The organism is Mucilaginibacter sp. GW821-FHT07H05 (genome assembly GCF_059418485.1).
In genome coordinates this window covers 290469-310481 of the sequence record NZ_JBWKPY010000005.1, presented here as the reverse complement: position 1 = coordinate 310481, position 20013 = coordinate 290469, and the positions used below count along the sequence as shown (strand labels likewise).

At 44.0% G+C, this 20013-nt stretch carries 19 protein-coding genes; 13 read left to right on the top strand and 6 right to left on the bottom strand.

Translation table 11 applies throughout. The annotated features are described in order from the left end of the window. The first annotated feature begins 70 nt into the window (after nt 1-70). Entirely contained in the window at nt 71-661 is a 591-nt protein-coding gene (locus tag AC07M6_RS15370) for a TetR/AcrR family transcriptional regulator (RefSeq protein WP_494890873.1), read from the top strand. Between the two features lie 129 nt (nt 662-790). After that, a complete protein-coding gene (locus tag AC07M6_RS15365) occupies nt 791-1531 on the top strand; it encodes an SDR family oxidoreductase (RefSeq protein WP_494890871.1) in 741 nt (246 codons plus the stop codon). An 88-nt stretch (nt 1532-1619) separates the two neighbouring features. On the opposite strand, the gene AC07M6_RS15360 is transcribed toward AC07M6_RS15365, so the two are convergent. Together AC07M6_RS15360 and AC07M6_RS15355 are read right to left on the bottom strand one after the other, a co-directional pair. Then, a complete protein-coding gene (locus AC07M6_RS15360) occupies nt 1620-2918 on the bottom strand; it encodes an ammonium transporter (RefSeq protein WP_494890869.1) in 1299 nt (432 codons plus the stop codon). Between the two features lie 234 nt (nt 2919-3152). Continuing rightward, entirely contained in the window at nt 3153-3512 is a 360-nt protein-coding gene (locus tag AC07M6_RS15355; RefSeq protein WP_494890867.1) for a hypothetical protein, read from the bottom strand. A gap of 323 nt (nt 3513-3835) precedes the next feature. Here AC07M6_RS15355 and AC07M6_RS15350 point away from each other — a divergent pair, with 323 nt between their 5' ends. The 3 genes from AC07M6_RS15350 to AC07M6_RS15340 all read left to right on the top strand — a co-directional run bounded on the left by AC07M6_RS15350 (nt 3836) and on the right by AC07M6_RS15340 (nt 7012). Next, the gene (locus AC07M6_RS15350; protein WP_494890865.1) at nt 3836-6289 is read left to right on the top strand and encodes a TonB-dependent receptor; all 2454 of its coding nucleotides are present in this window, start codon (nt 3836-3838) and stop codon (nt 6287-6289) included. 74 nt (nt 6290-6363) lie between these two features. After that, complete coding sequence (locus AC07M6_RS15345; protein WP_494890863.1) at nt 6364-6528, top strand: hypothetical protein; 165 nt, start codon at nt 6364-6366, stop codon at nt 6526-6528. A gap of 4 nt (nt 6529-6532) precedes the next feature. Then, nucleotides 6533-7012: a hypothetical protein gene (locus tag AC07M6_RS15340; RefSeq protein WP_494890861.1), complete on the top strand. Its 480-nt coding sequence runs from the start codon at nt 6533-6535 to the stop codon at nt 7010-7012. 3 nt (nt 7013-7015) lie between these two features. Here AC07M6_RS15340 and AC07M6_RS15335 read toward each other — a convergent pair whose 3' ends face one another. Next, nucleotides 7016-7693, bottom strand: coding sequence for a class I SAM-dependent methyltransferase (locus tag AC07M6_RS15335; RefSeq protein ID WP_494890859.1), 678 nt, complete (start codon nt 7691-7693; stop codon nt 7016-7018). 178 nt (nt 7694-7871) lie between these two features. On the opposite strand from AC07M6_RS15335, the gene fabG reads away from it, so the two are divergent. Both fabG and AC07M6_RS15325 read left to right on the top strand, forming a co-directional pair. Further along, nucleotides 7872-8615, top strand: coding sequence for a 3-oxoacyl-[acyl-carrier-protein] reductase (gene fabG, locus AC07M6_RS15330; protein ID WP_494890857.1), 744 nt, complete (start codon nt 7872-7874; stop codon nt 8613-8615). A gap of 171 nt (nt 8616-8786) precedes the next feature. After that, a complete protein-coding gene (locus tag AC07M6_RS15325) occupies nt 8787-10862 on the top strand; it encodes a hypothetical protein (RefSeq protein WP_494890855.1) in 2076 nt (691 codons plus the stop codon). Between the two features lie 635 nt (nt 10863-11497). On the opposite strand, the gene AC07M6_RS15320 is transcribed toward AC07M6_RS15325, so the two are convergent. Then, complete coding sequence (locus tag AC07M6_RS15320) at nt 11498-11797, bottom strand: FtsB family cell division protein (RefSeq protein WP_494890853.1); 300 nt, start codon at nt 11795-11797, stop codon at nt 11498-11500. A 413-nt stretch (nt 11798-12210) separates the two neighbouring features. Between AC07M6_RS15320 and rpmH the strand changes: the two genes are divergently transcribed. The 4 genes from rpmH to tsaB all read left to right on the top strand — a co-directional run bounded on the left by rpmH (nt 12211) and on the right by tsaB (nt 13855). Further along, entirely contained in the window at nt 12211-12369 is a 159-nt protein-coding gene (gene rpmH, locus AC07M6_RS15315) for a 50S ribosomal protein L34 (protein WP_079701901.1), read from the top strand. Between the two features lie 32 nt (nt 12370-12401). After that, nucleotides 12402-12821 carry a ribonuclease P protein component gene (locus AC07M6_RS15310; RefSeq protein ID WP_494890850.1) on the top strand — a complete coding sequence of 140 codons (420 nt, stop codon included), beginning with the start codon at nt 12402-12404 and terminating at the stop codon, nt 12819-12821. After that, nucleotides 12818-13063, top strand: a complete 246-nt coding sequence (gene yidD, locus AC07M6_RS15305) for a membrane protein insertion efficiency factor YidD (protein ID WP_494890849.1) — start codon at nt 12818-12820, stop codon at nt 13061-13063. The genes AC07M6_RS15310 and yidD overlap by 4 nt, the downstream gene beginning before the upstream one ends. A gap of 105 nt (nt 13064-13168) precedes the next feature. Further along, nucleotides 13169-13855 carry a tRNA (adenosine(37)-N6)-threonylcarbamoyltransferase complex dimerization subunit type 1 TsaB gene (gene tsaB / locus AC07M6_RS15300; protein ID WP_494890847.1) on the top strand — a complete coding sequence of 229 codons (687 nt, stop codon included), beginning with the start codon at nt 13169-13171 and terminating at the stop codon, nt 13853-13855. Here tsaB and AC07M6_RS15295 read toward each other — a convergent pair. Together AC07M6_RS15295 and AC07M6_RS15290 are read right to left on the bottom strand one after the other, a co-directional pair. Continuing rightward, on the bottom strand, nt 13852-15288 hold the full coding sequence (locus AC07M6_RS15295) for a DUF5723 family protein (RefSeq protein ID WP_494890846.1): 1437 nt from the start codon (nt 15286-15288) through the stop codon (nt 13852-13854). The two genes, tsaB and AC07M6_RS15295, sit on opposite strands and share 4 nt — an antisense overlap. Before the next feature lie 157 nt (nt 15289-15445). Beyond that, nucleotides 15446-17035, bottom strand: coding sequence for a hypothetical protein (locus AC07M6_RS15290; protein ID WP_494890845.1), 1590 nt, complete (start codon nt 17033-17035; stop codon nt 15446-15448). A gap of 84 nt (nt 17036-17119) precedes the next feature. On the opposite strand from AC07M6_RS15290, the gene AC07M6_RS15285 reads away from it, so the two are divergent. Both AC07M6_RS15285 and priA read left to right on the top strand, forming a co-directional pair. Further along, nucleotides 17120-17506, top strand: coding sequence for a DUF423 domain-containing protein (locus AC07M6_RS15285; protein ID WP_494890843.1), 387 nt, complete (start codon nt 17120-17122; stop codon nt 17504-17506). A gap of 10 nt (nt 17507-17516) precedes the next feature. Next, nucleotides 17517-20003, top strand: a complete 2487-nt coding sequence (gene priA, locus AC07M6_RS15280) for a replication restart helicase PriA (RefSeq protein WP_494890842.1) — start codon at nt 17517-17519, stop codon at nt 20001-20003. The last annotated feature ends 10 nt before the right edge of the window (nt 20004-20013 follow it).

The following is a 20013-nucleotide window of genomic DNA, read 5'->3' as shown; positions in this document are numbered from 1 at the left end:
ATAGCTTTATCATCACCCTTGCTATTTTCGACCAAAAGGTTTATTTTTGCATATTAAACAAAAACAGATCATGGGGAAGGCAGAAAGAACGCGGCAATTTATCATAGAACAGGCAGCCCCTATATTTAACGAAAAAGGTATAGCCGGTACTACCATTAATGATATTATGCAAGCCACCAAAATGGCTAAGGGCGGTTTATATGGTCACTTTGATAGTAAGGAAGATATGTCGGCCGCTATTGTTGATCATTTATTGGCTAAACTGGCTACCAAAGTAAGTTCGGTTGTGGCTAAAGAGAAAACAGCCAGGCTAAAACTATTTGCCCTGCTCGATTTTTATAAAGACCCATTGGAGCCCCTTTGCCAGGGCGGCTGCCCCCTGGTTAATTTTGGCGTAGAAGCTGATGATACTAACCCCACGCTAAAAAATAAAATAGGCGAACGGATGCTTACCACCCAGAAATACATTGCAGCTATTGTTAACCAGGGCATTGCCGATAATGAATTCAGTCCCGGTTTTGATGGTGAACAATTTGCCATCAGGATGTTTGCCATGGTGGAAGGCGCCACTGTTGTTTGCCGTGTATTGGGCGATGCAGCGCAAATGCGTACGGTTATTGGCAGTTTGAAAGCCGAAATTGATACCTGGAAAAAAGAGTAATTTTTGTGACACAAAAAAGACCATTTGGTCTATTTATGTAATTACATTTGACACGTCAAACAAAAATAATCAAATGTATTAAAAAAGACCATTTGGTCTATATTAATCAAACTCAAATCATAAATAAAAATGAAAAATCAAAAAGTAGCCTTAATAACAGGCGCCAATAGGGGTTTAGGTTTTGAAACCGCCCGTCAGTTAGGTCAAAAAGATATTACCGTAATTGTTACGGCCCGCAGTATTAAATCGGCCCAGGAAACAGCCGATAAATTAAAAGCCGAAGGCATTGATGCTTATGGCATTCAATTAGATGTAACCAAGGCCGACGAACGCGTTGCCGCTGCAAAATATATTGCTGATACCTTTGGTAAACTGGATATCCTGGTAAACAATGCCGGCGTAGCCCCCGAATCAACCACTATACCGGGCAATCAAACATCCAGCACAAAGGCCGATGAACTGCACTATATTTACGAAACAAATTTGTTTGCCCCCATCTATTTAACACACGAATTATTACCCCTGTTAAAAAAGAGCGAAGCAGGCCGCATTGTTAACCTATCCAGCATATTAGGTTCGTTAGGTGTACACTCATTGGAAGACAGTCCTATCGCCTCGTTCAAAACATTCTCTTATAATTCATCAAAAACCGCGCTGAACGCGTTTACCGTTCACCTGGCCGACGAGTTGAAGGGTACAAATATCAAAGTAAACTCGGTGCACCCCGGCTGGGTTAAAACCGATATGGGCAGCGATGCCGCTCCGATGGAGATTGTTGACGGTGCAAAATCAAGCGTGGAAGCCGCATTGTATGGTGCCGACGGCCCTACCGGCAGCTTTACCCACCTGGGCGAGGTATTGCCTTGGTAAGCGATCATTTTCTCTCTCAAATATTAGGTAAGTAACAAAGGCCCCGCATATGCGGGGCCTTTTGTGTATAAATCATTAAGGTTTGTTATTACAACTCTTCGTCGTGCTGACTTACGTCCAAACCTAATTTTTCTTCCTCAGGTGTAACGCGCAGCGGGCTGATCAGGTCGGTTATTTTCAACAGGATGAACGAACCAATAAAAGCAAAGGCCGACACCGCAACCAAAGCAATCAGGTGTTTTACAAACAAACCGGTTTCGCCGTAAAATAAGCCTTCGGCACCGGCGCTGTTAACACTTTTGGTAGCAAATACGCCGGTAAGCAGCATACCCATCATACCGCCAACACCGTGGCAAGGGAACACATCCAGTGTATCATCAATATTTGTTTTTGAACGCCAGATCACTACCAGGTTACTTACCACAGCAGATACGATACCTACAATCAGCGAGCTTGAAACGGTAATGAAACCGGCAGCAGGGGTTACCGCAACCAAACCTACAACAGCACCAATACAGGCACCTAAAGCAGATGGTTTTTTACCGCGCAGGATATCAAAGAAGATCCACGACATGGCAGCAGCGGCCGATGCGGTAGTAGTAGTAGCTAAAGCCGTTGAAGCTAATTCATTAGCGCCTAAGGCCGAACCTGCGTTAAAGCCAAACCAGCCGAACCAAAGTAAACCGGTACCTAATATTACGTAGCTGATACGTGCAGGTGTATGCGCCTCTTCGGCCTCGTTACGTTTTTTAAGATATAAGGCCGATGCCAAAGCAGCCCAACCTGCCGACATGTGTACTACGGTACCACCGGCAAAGTCAAGCACTCCCATTTTAAAGAAATAGCCTTCCGGATGCCAGGTGGCGTGTGCTAATGGGATATAGATCACCACGATGAACAGGGTGATGAAAATTAAATATGAATTGAAGCGGATACGTTCTGCAAAGGCACCTGTAATAAGTGCCGGCGTAATAACCGCGAATTTTAGCTGGAACATAGCAAAAAGTATAACCGGGATGGTACCCCATGCTACACCTATAGTGTTTTGCATCATAAAGAATGATTTAGGATTACCGATAAGGCCTAATCCGCCAACATCTTCGCCAAAGGCCATGCTGAAACCAAATACTACCCATATAATGGTAATCAGGCCCATACAAACAAAGCTTTGCAACATGGTAGATATCACATTCTTTTTACGCACCATACCGCCGTAAAAAAAGGCAAGGCCTGGTGTCATTAATAATACAAGTGCGGTAGAGATCAAAAGCCAGGCGGTATCGGCTTTGTCAAATTCGGCAGCTTTTGCTGCTCCTGTAGCTCCCGGGAACATAAATGCCAGTATAACTACAATGACAAGTATGCTAAAAGGTATAATTTTTTTCATTTCAGTATTGTTTAAGGTGAAAGTATCCGCGTGCAATTATTCGCCCAGGGTTTTCACAGGACGGCAGAGCGCAGTTTAGTGTAATTGATTTTAGGTAAAAAAGCAGAGTTGATTGATAACAGGATTGAATGATAGACACTATCCCCCGGTTTTTGTTAAAAAAGGGATAATAACCTCCCGGGATATCAAGCCGGGAGGTCTAATTTATCGTTCAAATATCTTCAAAGCGGCGATTTACCAAAAGGCGTGGAAAGGAAAGAGGATGAGTTTGCACGGTTGCGCAAAGCCATCGCGGGTTTGCCGGAATGTATTACTTAAAAACTGAAAGTATGCGCTGTGTTTATTTAAGCTGGTAAAAAAGCTTTTAAAAAAGCTGGATGAACGGTGCGTTTGCGACCTGCAAATTTGTGCCGATCCATAAGTCCCGAGGAAATAAACATGGGGTATACGGCTATTTTCGTACCCGGAACTGGCTGATGGCCTGAAAATGCGTTGAGAAATGGATGATTGATGCTGACTTTTTGATTCGCCCTTAACCTTTACAGCTATCGCTGCAAAAACCAGGAGTAAATATTTAAAAATCCGCTTGTTCATTATCTAAAATTAGTAATTATGTTATATAAATGCATAATAATTTATAAAAAAAGTAAAAATTAATTGCATTTATTCAAAATTGAGTTGGATTATAGGTGAAATTATAGATAATTTTTAATGATTTATGAAAAAACAGGATTTTAACTCCGGGCCATAACATGCCGCTAATGATGGATGATTGTACTATAAATTTTACAAAAAAAACGGAATTGCCATTAATCCTTTTGATGGGAAAAAGCATCTATTAATAAAAATGTTACAGGTGTGTTTTTTATACACTTTGTAATAAAGCGTACTTTTGGAAACCATCTAATCATCTGTTATTGAAAAAACTATACGCACTCCTTTATTTATTAGGCACTTTATGTTTTAACCCAGTTTTTGCACAATCGGTACCTGCCGGCGCGCGCATAAGCGGTAAACTGGTTGATGCCAACAGCGGCGAGGTGGTTGATTTTGCTACCATAGCGCTTTACAAAGTAGGCAGCGATAATATGGCCAAAGGCACATCAAGCAACGATGGCGGGGTGTTTAACCTATATAGCGTACCCTTTGGCAGCTACAGTTTGCGCATATCATTTGTAGGGTACGAAAAACTGATTGTTGACCATGTGGAACTGAACGAAACGCACATGGTAGCCAACCTGGGCACCATCAGGCTGAAGCCAAGCGGCAACGCGCTGAATGAGGTGGTGATATCCGACAAAAAACCGCAGGTAGAGTACAGCGCCGACCAGATCACCTATAATGTAAGCGAAAGTTTACAGGCCGAAGGCAGCGTTGCTACCGATATCCTTAAAAACGTGCCGATGGTAAATGTTGACATTAACGGCAACGCCACCATAGCCGGCAAACGCAATACCCGCATATTTATAGATGGCAAGCCGTCTGATTACATGACAGCTAATATTACCGACCTGCTGAATGTGCTGCCGAGCGACGCGATTGAGAAAATTGAGGTGATGACCAATCCGCCGGTAAAGTACTCGGCCGATGGGGAAGGGATCATTAACATCGTATTAAAGAAAGGTTATAAAGTTGGGCTGAATGGTACCTTTTCTTTAACAGGCGGATCATTAGGCAACTATAATATAAACAGCTATGCGTCCTATCGTACCAAAACATTATCTATAAACTCCAGTTATGCCTTCGGCGAAAGCCAGAATATTGGCAACAGCTACTCGCTGCGTAAAAACTTTTTTCCCGATACGCTTTTTTACCGCAATAATTATAGCGGCCGCGATGGCCATAACTTTGGCCATAACTTTCGCACCGGCGCTAACTGGGATATCGATAGTACACGCAACCTCAGGCTATCAACCAATCTTAACCTGAATAATGCGGCAAACGCGTCATACACCGATTACCATTTTTTAGATGAAATGTCTGTTGAAAGCAACCTGAACAAGCAGAATAACAGCAACCGCAACAATTCCTTCAACTATAATATTGATGCCGACTATACCTGGAAAATAAGCAAAGCCGGTGAACAACTGGAGGCCAGCGCTACGTACAGTTCAAATTCATCGGGCAATAACCGCTACCTGCAGCGGGCTTACCTGGATGGCACAGGCCTGCCCATCCTCAACAAGATCCCGGTTGAGCAAACCTATGATATTGACGGCGCCAATCACGGTTTTATATTTAAGCTGGATTATGATAAACCCCTAAAAAAACCAAAAAACAGCCTTAGCCTGGGTTTGGATGCCAACCTGCGCACTAATGATAACGACCAGGAGGTGAACAACTATAACTATAATATTAAACAGTATTTGCCCAATACCGGCTTAACCAACCGCTTTGTGTTTAATGCCAATATCTACTCGGCCTATGCAAGTTTAAACTTGCATACCACTAATAACTGGACATTCAGGATAGGCGGGCGCGGCGAATTGACGGATATGGGCTTTAACCTGTCGTCGGTGGCGCAAAAATTTAACATTAAGCCGTATACCAACTTTTTCCCCAACCTGTCGGCCAGCCGCATGTTTAAGCAAAAGTATACCCTTGGACTAAGCTACAGCGAGCGCATTGCCCGCCCGCGCGAATTTGCCCTGAACCCGCAGATAGAAACCCAGGACTCCACCAATATCAGCTTTGGCAACCCGAATCTGCGTCCGTCATACACCCGGCAGCTGGATCTCAGCTTTGGGATGTTCCAGCAAAAATGGTCAATCTATCCGCGCCTGGGCTATTCCAGCACCAGCAGTATTATTGAAAGGCTAACCACCGTGAGCCCTACAGGAGTATCGCAAAGCACTTATGATAATTTGGCCAGCAGCCAGTATTATACGGTAAATATTTACGGCAATTACCGCCCTAACAAAAAGATCAACCTGAATGGCGGCGGAACCATTGGCCGTGTCATTTATCAAACCACATCGGTTAACGCGGTATCCCGCAATGGCTACAGTGTGAACGGCAAGGCGGGCATTACGATAGATTTCCCTAAACGCCTGGCCTTTGAGGGGAATATGAACTACTACAGCAACAGCTCGGCACAGGGGCGCAACTCGGGTTCGGTAAGCACCAGTTTTGGTATGCGGAAGATCTTTATGAAAAACAAGCTAAAACTGCGCATGATGGCCGTTAACCCTTTCAGCAACAGCAATAACATCACCTATACCGATGGCGTTAACTTTACGCGCGAAAGCTTTTCATCAACCCGTACCCGTAATTTCAGCATGACGATCAGCTATAACTTTACCAAAGTTGGACGCAACACCCTGGAGAAAAACCGGAAGAAGGATGGCCCGGCGCCGGAAGTGCAACCGTAATCTAACCGAAACGGAAATAGCTTTGATAAATAACTGTCTTTTATGTAAATTTGATAAGATATAAAGTTGCTATTATGCAAAAAGAGATGACAACATTTGATGAAGCTGAAATAGAACTTTTAAAAGAAAGTTTAAAACGTAGCTATAAAGAGCGTTTTGAAATGGGAACCCGCTTATATAAAATACGCCAAACTCTGAAAAAGGCTGTAATTACACACAAATCATTTATTAGCAAGTAAGATTGTGGATGTGTTTGATGAAGAAATATTAAAATTTTGGAAAGCACTTAATGATCATAATGTTCAATACATTATGGTTGGTGGCTACGCCATTATTTTACACGGTTACGAGCGTTTTACTGGCGATATCGATATTTGGATCAAAGACACGTTAGAAAACCGTCAAGCTTTACGAAAAGCTTTTTTTGCCTGTAATATGGGCGATTATCCAATGATTGAATACATGCAATTTATACCCGGCTGGACGGAATTTCATTTAAATAATACGCTACGTCTTGATATATTAATTGATATGAAAGGGCTTGAGGGATACACTTTTGATGAATGCCTTCAAATGGCGGCGATTGCTGAGATTGAGAATGTTAGCATCCCATTCTTACATATCAACCAATTGATTGAGAATAAAAAAGTAGTTAATAGGCCTAAAGATCAAATCGATGTCTCTGCACTTGAGCAAATACGTAAATTAAAGGAAGATATATAGTCATTACTTCCTGCTCCAAACCACAACCCACATAATATTCTTCCAAATCACATCTACTTCGGTAAAACCGGCGGTTTCCAGTTGTTTCAGGTGCCAGCCTACGGGGGTATGATAATCGTGCGCATCCTGGTGGGCCATCCATAATTGCCAGTCGGCCTCGGTCGATCCCAGTTTCAGAGCTTCTTCCTTCCAGCGGGCAATGTGCTTTTGGTAGATCTCTTCCGTAATCCCCCGGGTTTGATCGGCAAATACAAATACGCCGCCGGGTTTAAGCAGGATGTGCAGTTTGTGGTATAGCTTAGCTTTTGCATCATCGTTAATATGATGAATAGCGATACTGGAAATAATGAGATCGAAGCTTCCATCGGCAAAATCCAAATGGCTGAAATCCTGCTGATGATAATGGATATTGCTATTGTCCTTAAAACGCTCGCGGCATTCGTTCAAAATCTCGGCCGATAGGTCAAGCGCGTGGATCTCCGCCTTGGGGAAATGCTGCAAGGCCGCGGCTGTCAGGTTGCCGGTGCCGCAGCCCAGATCCAGTATTTGTTTAGGATGCAGATCATCCGGAAGATAATAAAACAGGTTATAAAATATCTCGTCGTACCGTGGTACACAACGACTGATCAGTTCGGTATACCGTCCACTCAGCTGATCGTAAAAATCTTCAACGGATTGCATAGATAAAGATAGTCGGAAAGTCCGGAAGACCGAAAAGTCCGGAAGTAAAAAATGTTAGAAAGGCGGGTTTGCAGAAACGCGCAATATAAAATATGAAAAAATATCTTTCGGACTTCCGGACTTTCCCGACTTTCGGACTAAAATAACTATCTTCACCGCCCGAAATCATAGGGGAACAATGAAACTATTAGAAGGAAAGACCGCGCTGATCACCGGCGCATCAAAAGGCATAGGCCGCAAGATAGCCGAGAAATTTGCCGAACATGGTGCCAATGTGGCATTTACCTATTTATCGTCTGTTGAAAAAGGACAGGCTTTAGAGCAGGAACTACAAAGCTATGGCACCAAAGTGAAAGGCTACCGGTCGGACGCTTCCAAGTTTGATGAGGCCGAAAAACTGATCAATGATATTATTGCCGATTTTGGCACCCTGCAAATTGTAGTGAACAATGCCGGTATCACCAAAGACGGTTTACTGATGCGCATGACCGAGGAAAACTGGGACGAGGTGCTGGACGTGAACCTGAAATCTATCTTCAACGTAACCAAGGCCGCTTCTAAAATAATGATGAAGAACCGTAACGGCGTGTTTATCAACATGAGTTCGGTAGTAGGTGTGCAGGGCAATGCCGGGCAGGCCAACTACGCGGCATCAAAAGCGGGTATTATTGGTTTCTCTAAATCTATCGCAAAGGAATTAGGCTCCCGTAATATCCGTACCAACGTGGTAGCCCCAGGCTTTATTAAAACCGAAATGACCGAGATCCTTGACCCTAAAGTGGTTGAAGGCTGGGCACAAGCCATCCCGCTTAAACGCGGCGGCGAGCCCGAGGATGTGGCTAATTGCTGCGTATTCCTGGCATCGGATATGGCTACCTATATCACCGGGCAGGTAATCCCGGTTGATGGTGGGATGTTGTAGGTTAGTGATTGAAAATTAGTTAATCAGAGATTAGGCTATCAAAGTATAAATGTAGAGGCGCATATTTGCGCCTTTTTTATTTGGTACAAATACCCGTTGTAACATAACTGATATAAGCCCAATTTCACTTATCTATCATTCATCATAATTTCGCATATTGCAAATACATATATGCTGTTTTTATTTTCAATCAACTGGGGTTCGGTTTCGGGGTGGTGGACACCCGTTTGCCTGTTACTGGGTGTACTGTATGCCTGGCTGATGTACCGCAATCCGCAAAACACCAGTACAACCATCCGTAATATACTGGCGGCGCTGCGTGCTACGGCGGTGTTCCTCATTGCCTTTTTGCTGGTATCCCCATTAGTTAAATCGGTGAGTTACCAGCCGCAAAAGCCTTTAGTATTGATAGCGCAGGATAATTCAGAATCTATAAAACTGTTTAAATCGCCGGGATTTGATCCCAAACAATTCGATACGGACCTGGCTGCTTTAAAGAAAACCCTGGGCGATGGCTACGATGTACGCGAATATAACTTTGATGCCGGCCTGCACGATGGACTAACTACCGGCTATACCGGCAAGCAAACCGATATTGCCCAGGCACTGCACCAACTGAACGACCGGTTTGTAAATCAGAACATTGGGGCGGTAGTTTTAGCTACCGATGGCTTATACAACCGTGGCGCCGATCCGCAATACGAAGCTAAAAACATCAAGACCAATATTTATACCATTGCCCTGGGCGATACCATCCCACGCCGCGATTTGCTGATTGCTAACGTTAATTACAACAAAACCGCCTTTTTAGGGAATGATTTTGAGATAGAAGTATTGGCTGCTGCCTATCAAAGTAATGGCGAAAGTATTCACCTGAACGTAGCCGAGGATGGGCGGCCGCTCACTACGCAATCTATCCCGGTTACCAATAACGCCTTTAAAAAAAGTATCCCGTTAAAGCTAAGTGCCGATAAAAAAGGCATCCACAAATTCACCATTAGCATTGCGCCGGTGAAGAACGAAATTTCGCTGCAAAACAATACCGAAACTATTTACGTGGAAGTGCTGGATGCCCGGCAAAAGATCCTGCTGTTATATAACAGTCCGCATCCGGATATTACCGTAATTAAACAAGCAATAGAAAGCAACAAAAATTACGAGCTAAAAACCACCCGCGCTGCCGAAGCCGGCGCCATTAACTGGAACGATTACAGCCTGGTGATCCTATACCAACCTGCCGAAGGTATGGCCGGCCTGGCTGCCAAAAGCAAAATACCCGTATGGTTTATAGCCGGTGCCCAAACCGACCTGAACGCCATGAACCAGGCGCAAAAGATAGCGCAGATAGGCGCCAACCGCCAGGATATGCAGGAAGTTTTTGCATTGCAGGCACCGGGATTCTCGCTGTTTACCCTGTCCGATTCTACTTTGCAAAAGCTGGCCAAATTTCCGCCTTTGCTGGCGCCTTATGGCAACTACAGTTCGCCCGCGGGCGGTACGCCGTTGCTAAGGCAAAAAATTGGGAGCGTACCTACACCCTATCCGCTGTTAACCTTTGGTGATGAAGGCGGCCGCCGCGAAGCGGTTATGACTGCCGAGGGAATCTGGCGCTGGCAATTATCCGAGTATCAAACCTATGGCACCCACAGCGCGGTAGAAGAGCTGTTTACGCAATGCGTACAATACCTCACCGCTAATGCCGGGCAGCAGCGGTTTAGGGTATACCCATCTAAAACCGTATTTGACGAGGGCGAGAATATCCTGCTCAACGCCGAACTATATAACGACGCGCTTGAACTGGTGAATACCCCCGATGTACGCACTGATATCAAAAACGACGCGGGTAAAAACTACAGTTTTCTGTTCAGTCGCAACGGGCAAAGTTACCAGTTGGATGCCGGCACTTTGCCTGCTGGCGAGTATACCTATAACGCCGGTGTAAAGCTGGGCGATAAATCTATGGCCGCCCATGGGCAGTTCACCGTTAAAGCCATGAACCAGGAGGCGCGCCAAAGCACGGCCAATCACCAGTTGCTGTATGCTATGGCCAAACAATCGGGCGGGGAAATGCTGCAGCCATCGCAAATGAGCCGTCTGGCCGAGCTAATCCGCAAGAACGAGACCATTAAAACCGTTGAGTACGAAGACCGGCACTATACCGACCTGATTGATATGAAATGGGTATTTGTACTGATTATGCTATTGATCAGCACCGAGTGGTTTATGCGCAAGCGGGAGGGAATATAGGTGGAAGTCGGTAGACGGGAAGTCCGAAAGTAAAACAGGTCATGCTGAACTTGTTTCAGCACCCCATCATACAGGGTGAACTTATTAGTGGCGACTATGCCCATGGCATCCTGAAATAAATTCAGGATGCCATGGGCTTTAAAGTTAATCAAGCATTATATGAACGTGCTGCCTCACGAAGATCTTACTATTATCACCAAACTAAAACCCGAGGAAGCAGAGTTTGCCCTGCGGACTAAAATTATACTTTATGACCCTGTGGGAAACACTGTACAGTATGACCAGCGTAAATCATACTTGTTTATCGGTAATGTTAACCAGAGGAAGTTTAGTCTGCAATGTAATATACAATATTATAGGGCACCTTTGATAGTCCCCATAATTAAGGGTGCAATAGAACCTTATGAAGGTGGTAGTAAAATTTCTATAAGAATTACATTAACCTACAGGATATTAATATCTTATTTCCTTATAGCTTTGTTTGAAGTTTTATTTATTTGTGTCGCAATTGCGAGTAAGGAATGGCCTGTGATATTTCTTGCGATAATTACCCCACCTTTAGCTTATTTCGGGATAAAATTTGACCTTGCTTCTAATTCTGTAAGTATCAAATCAGACCTAAAAAAGATTTTCGCTTAATTCTTCTTATCTTCCTTTACCACTACAAAAATATCCTCGTTATCTTTTTTCATGAGATACTTTTCGCGGGCAAATTTTTCGAGGGCCGATTGGTTGGTGGTTAAGGCCTGAAGCTGGGCGTTAACTTCGGCGGTTTCCTTTTTATAAAAATCACGTTCCTGGCGCAGCTTATTAGCCTGCTGACGGTATTGGTATTGCGAGAACAGGTCGTTCTTATCAAAAAATATCATCCATACTGCAAATGCTACCGTTACCAGGAAAAATTTGTTGCTAAAAAGACCAATGAGGCGTTTCATAATGCAATGATGGAATCTGCAACTAAATTAAAGCTTAATATTGAGATGTGCAAGTGGCGGATATGCAAATATGAAGATGTGCAGATATGCAAATGAAGGAATAAGGATGTGCTATGATACCACTGCCTGTTCAAAACTAAACCTGATAGAAACGGAAAGCCCGGAATGCAGCGCAGCGGAATGAGGACTTGCAGTGAATAGCAGGACTATCGGCACCGATGAAACACTACCTTTCATTTTCAAAACCTTTATATAGCTCTTCTATATAAGGAAACAGATAATCATCTGTTTCTACCGAGTAACAACACTATAATGCCTCAATTAAACTTTTTTAAAATTCACTTGAAACTTTTAAATAAATACGCTACATTTGCACTCCTGTTTTAAAAAGGAACGAATAGAAATATATAGTCATGAAAAGAACGTTTCAGCCCTCTCAGCGTAAAAGAAGAAATAAACACGGTTTCCGTGAGCGTATGTCATCTGCCAATGGCAGAAGGGTTTTAGCCTCAAGAAGAGCTAAAGGCAGAAAAAGATTATCTGTATCTGACGAGCGTCGTCACAAAGCATAATACGGATTTGCTTGCTCCGGTAATGGAGTTATATGACCGGTTATGCAATCATATCGGGCAATAAGGCAATGATGTACACTTTTAAAAAAGAAGAACGGTTATGTAATAAAAGGCTCATTGATGGGCTTTATCATAACGGTTCTTCTTTTTTATGTTACCCCTTCAAAGTTTCGTGGATGTTTACCGATGGCGGCACCATGCCGGCGCAGGTGGTTTTTGGCGTACCCAAAAAACGCTATAAACACGCGGTAGACCGTAACCTGGTAAAACGCCGTATGCGCGAAGTTTACCGTTTACACAAGCAACAATTTTTGTACGATTATCTTACAGAGCGCAATAAACACATTGCCCTCTCGCTGGTTTATGTAGGCACCGAAATTGCCGCGTACGATTTTATGGAGAAAAAAATGCTGAAAATGTTTATTCAGCTGATGGAGCAATTGCAAAAATGAGGTGGGTATGGAACATATTTAAAGCCATTATCGGCGCTATATTTTTGCTGATCATTAAAATATATCAATACTTTATTTCGCCATTAACAGGTGCATCTTGCCGGTATACTCCTACCTGTTCGCAGTATGGTGTAGAGGCGATAAAAAAACACGGCGCCTTTAAAGGCGGATGGTTAACTTTAAAACGGATTGCCAGTTGCAACCCCTGGGGTGGGCACGGGCACGATCCGGTACCGGATTGAAGTTCGGAAGTCTTAAGTCCTAAGTCGGGAGTCGAAAGTCCAAAGGATGACTTAAGACTTCGGACTTAAGACTTCGGACTTAAGACTATAGACTTACGACTCAAAATGATATTACAAATAGAAACCGCTACTACATCCTGCTCGGTTGCCCTGGCTCAGCATGGGCGGGTACTGGCTATAAGGGAACTGGACCAGCGCAATGTACATGCCGAGGTTATTACTTTGTTTATAGCAGCTGTTTGTGCCGAAGCAGGTGTAAAGTATCACGACCTTGATGCCGTGGCGGTAAGCAGCGGGCCTGGCTCATACACGGGTTTGCGTATTGGGGTATCAACCGCTAAGGGTTTATGTTACGCGCTTGACAAACCCCTGATAGCCATAGAAACACTAAAAGCCATGGCTGATGGGATAAAGGAACACTTAAGCGATGAGCTAACAGCAGGCACCCTCCTATGCCCTATGATTGATGCCCGGCGCATGGAAGTTTTTACCGCTGTATTTGACATAGCCGGTAATAAAGTAGCGCCAACAACCGCGCTGATTATTGACGAACAGAGTTACGGCGAATTACTGAACGACCATCAAATTATATTTTTTGGTGATGGCGCACCAAAATGCCGGGAAACGATTACCCATACCAACGCACGGTTTATTAATGATTTTGCCAATTCAGCGGCGCACCTTACGGCTGCCGCGCTAAGCAAATTTCAAAAAAAGGATTTTGAAGATGTGGCTTATTTTGAGCCTTATTATTTAAAGGATTTTATTGCCGGGGTTAAAAAACAATCTTAATCTTCTTTACCGGTAATGCGCTGCCAAAAGCGTTTAATAAAGCTGCGGCTATCGCCCATTGGGATATAGCTGGCATTGGCCGGATGCTCCAGCACAGGGCCAAATTTTATAGAGAACCCCATATAAAAATTTGCTCCCGTAAACTGTCCGCTTTTATAGGTCTGATCCGGTTCGCTGGCTGTACCCGCCTTGATCAGGCTGACCGTTTGCAGGATCCGGTCGCTCCCGATAAAAAACTCGGCATTAGGAGATTTGATCATAAATTGTGTACCCATGCTAAATGTCTTCCTGTCATCGTACATTCCGGTTAAGGTGCCAACAAAGTTACGGTACTGAAAATGATTAACTAAGGCCGTAGTAAAGCCGGTATAAAAAAGCTGTTTTGACAGGATAACCGTAGGGGTATATTTAATGGCGCCATTTTTAATCCAATAATCTTTTGACGCGCTAAATTCCATCCGGCTGTCTGTTGGGGTGGTAAAACTATGCTGAATAGAGTTACTTTGAACTAAGGCGGCGGCAGTATTGGCAACGCTGTCTTCCAACCCGCGTTCCGAAAGCCCTTGTACAACACCAGTATTATTAAATTCGCCGACATACGACATTTTATTCCAGTGTATAAAACCCAGGTCTTTAATATTAAATTGTATATGGGTTTTATTATCGGTAAGGTACGATGTACCGAAACTGATGCTTGCCCCGGGGTTTTTAAAAGTTGGCAATACATCGTGCGATGTAAAATTTCCCGGCGCAAAGCTGGCATGATAATTACCCTGAAAACTAATAAAAGCCAGATCGTTAGCCCGGTCGAAGTTAATAATGGAGTGGTTGATATTAACTTTATTATACACTACACCCATTAAGGCACTTAGTTTAACGCCAAAAGCCAGTTTATCATCCACATCTGCCCGATAGCTTGCACTTATTTGATGATATACCTGGTAGTTATACCTGTTGTTAAATAGTTCGCTATAACTGTCTTTTGTAAATTCGGTATTATCGGCCAGTAGTTGTACAGATTCATCCGTAAAAACACCTCTTGCTTCGGTGCGTGTTTGCGCAGATATCCCAAACTCCCGGTTTCCGTCTAAACTGGTATGCACCCTAAGCATAAAAAAATAAGCATTAAGGTTTTGGTTTACATAGTTTAATTTTTTATTGCCAATGCCTAATGGCTCGGTCCCGTATCTGCCCCAAAACAACCGGTTTTTAAGTTCGGCCTGCACATTGCCGGTAAGGGTAACGTCGGTATTGAAATTGGGTACAAAAATATTAAAGGCTATCCTGCGGCTGGTATCGGCAACAAATGTTTTTTGCGATGGATTTTCAAAAGCATCGTATAATGTACCTGTATTGTACTGTGAAAACTGCTGTGCAGAGAGCCGGGAATGAAGTGCCGATAAAAAAAATAAAACAGTAAGAAATCTCTTCATTCCGTTATCAATAGTAGCTTAGTGGTTAGCGATAAAGATATCATTCAAATATTATATCGCAACAATTTTAATTAAATTGTTATACAACCTTTAACGCAACAATAACGCCAATAGTTACTATTTTTTTCAAATTAACCATTGGTTTAGAGGCGCTTAATTATTGGTTAGCTATAGTGTCGGTTTTGTTAAGGCGCATATAGAAGTTAGTGTAAAAATTACGGTCGGATGCGCTGAATTGCCACGAGAGGGCGTAGTATTTATTAGGGCCATTATTTTCGGTATTGAACAGGCGCGCAAACGAAGGTTTCATCTCCCTTTTTAAAATGGGGAATATATTTCTGAAATGTAGAAAGTACGCCACATTACTGCGTTCGGCCAGCAGATTATCAAAATCGGTGTAACCAGTAGTTTTATTTAACAGCTTATGGTTCAGATAGCTATCCTTATAACTGTTCAACTCATTGGCACTATTGGCCAGGATAAGGTAATTATCCAATATCATAAAATACGGATGGTTCAAAATACTAAAGGTATCACCCAATAAATAAAATGGCAGCTTACTGTATTTAAACTGGCCTATATCATCATTAGCCATAGTGCTGATATTTACCATCAGCGGGCGCATGGCCGATCCATCCTTTAAAGCAATGATCCCTAACTTTTCATCGTACCGGGTAATGATCATGGCAAATTCGCCCAGCAGCAGGTTATGAAATTCCTTGTTCAACTGTATTCCGGTTTCCTTTTTAATACGGGTAAACAGTTCTGTTTTTTCGGCGCCCAAGTTTGCGTTGGTATGATAACGGTCCAGGTCGGCGGCAAATTTTTTGGTATCTGATAAGCCAAAGCAGGTACTTAATGCCGTTGTAGAGGGGAATATATCTTTTAATTTGCCTTCCACCGGCTGCTGGTTAGTAAATAAGGTAAGATAGCTTGCCGCCTTGTTGCGCTGTATATTGCTAAAACCATTAAACATTAAAGCATCGGTTTTATAGTTTAACGTAAGTGCGCCCAGCGCCGGCAGCATGCGCAGGCTTTTTAACAGACCGGTATTTTTTGCGATGAAAAACTGGTCGAACAGCGGAGTAAGCTGCGCGTAGTTGATATACAGGTTAGCCAGCGAATTAGTATTTTGCTGATCGGGGATCTGTAAAAAATCCTTATCGTCTTTTGCAGGCTTATATTGGGCGCTTAACACGGCAAGGTCTTTTGAAAAACTACCCGAAAGGATATGGTTACCATGGTTTACCAGGTAAAAGCTTTTTTTAAGCGCGTTAAAGTAAATATGATAGGCTTCCTTACCGCCCAAAGTAATGTGACTGATGATTATACCGGGTTTACTTTTTTTTGCCAGTTCATCCAGGTGGTTACTGTTAAAGATCTCGCTGCCGGCAATAGTGAGCAAAAAATCAATACTATCGCGTTGCTGCCCATGCACCGAAACATAGATATGCTGACCGGTAAAAAAATTTTGAAGTAGCCGGTCGTTCAGCAACTGATCGCGCAGGTCTGATAGCTCCTTAGTTTTCTCATCGCCAACCAGGTTGGTCAACAGCTGGTTACCGCTAAAAATATCGTAAAATCCGTTATCGTTACTAAATTCAAATATCAGCGCCGCGTTGTTGGGGATGCTTTGCATTACCTTTGTAGCATGTGCGGCCGGGGTGTTCAGGTTTTTAAAATAGATCACCGTTATCACCACTGTAGCGGCGAGTAAAACCAGGGTAGCGATGATCATCTTTCTCATAATGCTGTCATTCAAAGGTATGATTTTTAAGTACTATCATTAAACTAATACTTTCAAATGGTAACTTAGCCTTTTATCTCCTCTATGAATAAACAGATCATCATAACCGCTTCGTTTTTTGGGATGCTGGCCGTAGTTTTCGGGGCGTTTGGCGCGCATAGCTTAAAAGCCGTGCTTACACCGCAGCACCTGGAAACCTGGCACACCGCTGTACAGTATCATTTTTACCATGTGTTTGCCTTGCTTTTCCTGTCAACGTTCGCGCGTTTTAAAAGCGGCTTAATTTCAGCCAGTTATTATCTGTTTACTTTTGGTATTATTTTTTTCTCGGGTTCGCTGTATCTGCTATCGTGCCGCGATGCGCTGGGCTGGCCATGGTTAACCGCACTTGGCCCGGTTACGCCTTTAGGTGGCTTTCTGTTTATAGCGGGATGGATCACATTGGCATTGGCGGCTTTCCGCAATAAATAAACCGTACCCCATGTTAGAATTTGCCGAGGCACAACATACCGATAGGAAAACGCTTTTTGTTGAAGTGATATTGCCCCTGGCTATTGCTATTAACTATACTTATCGCATCCCTTACGAGATGAACGGGCAGGTGGCGGTAGGCAAGCGTGTGGTAGTGCAATTTGGCAAAAGCAAGCTGCATACCGCTATTATTGCCCGCATAAGCGACCAGGCGCCCGCCAAATACGAAGCCAAATACATATTGGATATCCTGGATAATGTGCCTATAGTTAACACGCTTCAGTTGCAGTTTTGGGCCTGGCTGGCCGATTATTACCTTTGCAATATGGGCGAAGTAATGAACGCCGCCCTGCCATCGGCACTGAAGCTGGCCAGCGAAACCAAAATAGAACTGAACAAGGATTTTGAGATAGATAAAACTACATTAAACGACCGCGAATACCTGATCGTCGATGCGCTGGAGCTGCAACCCGAACTAACCGTTAGCGACATAGCCAAACTGCTGGGCCAAAAAACAGTGATGCCGATATTGAAGCTGATGTTCGAGAAAAACATCATCCATATATCCGAAGAGGTGAGCGACCGCTACAAGCCCCGTAAGCGTACTTTTATTACGTTAAACCCCGTATACAATAACCCCGACCAGCTAAAAGAATTGTTTGGTATACTGGAAAAACGCGCGCCCAAACAGGCAGATGCCGTGCTGGCCTACATCCAGTTATCGCGCAAGCAAAAAACCATCTCCAAAAACGAACTGACCGAAGCCAGCGGCGCCGGGGCGGCTATTATAAAAGGACTGATAGAAAAGGAAGTATTTTTTGCCGAAGATAAAAACGTTAGCCGCCTTTATGCCGGTGACGATGAACTGGAAGCAAATTTTGAACTAAGCCCCGCCCAGCAAATTGCGCTGGACGAGATACGGGAAGGCTTTGACAAAAAGGATGTACTGCTGCTGCATGGCGTAACCTCATCGGGCAAAACGCAGATGTATATCCGCCTGATTGAGCAGATGGTAAACAGCGGTAAACAGGTGCTTTACCTATTGCCCGAAATTGCGCTCACCACCCATATTGTTGAACGCCTGCGCCGCTATTTTGGCAATAGCATAGGTGTATACCACTCACGTTTTAATGATAATGAGCGGGTTGAGGTTTGGCAAAAGGTATTAAGCGGGGAATACCGCGTAGTGCTGGGCGCGCGTTCGTCGGTATTTTTGCCTTTCGGCGATCTGGGCTTAATTGTGGTGGATGAGGAACATGAAACATCCTACAAACAGTTTGACCCCGCCCCCCGCTATAACGCCCGCGACGCGGCCATTTACCTGGGCAATATGTACAAGGCCAAAGTGTTGCTGGGTTCGGCAACGCCTTCGATGGAATCATATTACAACGCGCACAACGGCAAGTACGGCTTTGTGGAACTGATGGAACGCTTTGGCGGTGTAGAAATGCCGACGACCGAAGTAGTTAGTATTGCCGAAGAAACCAAAAGGAAAACCATGCAATCGCACTTTACCAGTGTGCTGATGAATGATATAACCACCGCGCTGGCTGCTAAGGAGCAGGTGATCCTGTTTCAAAACCGTCGGGGGTATGCGCCTATCATCATCTGTAAAGTTTGCGCTTACACGCCAAAATGTATCAACTGCGATGTAAGCCTCACCTACCATAAAAGCAGCGGCAAATTGCATTGCCATTACTGCGGCTATAAAGAGGAGTCGCCGTCGGTTTGCCCGGCTTGCGGATCTACCCAGTTAGAGTATAAGGGTTTTGGTACCGAAAAAGTGGAGGACGAGTTAAAACTGCTGCTCCCCGATGCCCGCATAGCCCGCATGGATTTGGATACCACCCGGTCTAAAAACGCCTTCCAGAACATCCTGAACGACCTGGACGAAAAACGCATTGATATATTGGCCGGTACGCAAATGGTGGCCAAAGGACTTGATTTTGCCAACGTAACGGTGATAGGTATCATCAGTGCCGATAGTTTATTAAAGTATCCCGATTTTAGGGCCAATGAGCGCGCCTTCCAGATGCTGTCGCAGGTAAGCGGCCGGGCTGGCCGCCGCGGTAAGCAGGGCAAGGTGGTGGTCCAAACCTACGATCCGGGCCACCGGGTAATAAAACAGGTGATAGAGAACGATTATGTAGACCTGTACAATACCGAAATGACAGAGCGCAAAAGCTTTAAGTACCCGCCTTTTTACCGCCTCATTCAGTTAGATATTAAGCATAAAGACCCTGAAGTACTATACCATCAGGCCGAATACCTGGGCCGCGAACTGCGCAAGCATTTTGACGACCGGGTGATTGGTCCCGAGTACCCGCTGGTGGGCCGTATCCGTAATTACTTTATCAAATCTATTTTAATGAAGTTTGAAAAGGACGGCGTATCCATGCAAAAGGTTAAGGCCACCATCCGCGAAGTGATCCTGCAATATAATACCACCAAACTCAGCAAGGGCAGCATTGTGCAGCCGGATGTGGATCCGTATTAGGATTAGAGGC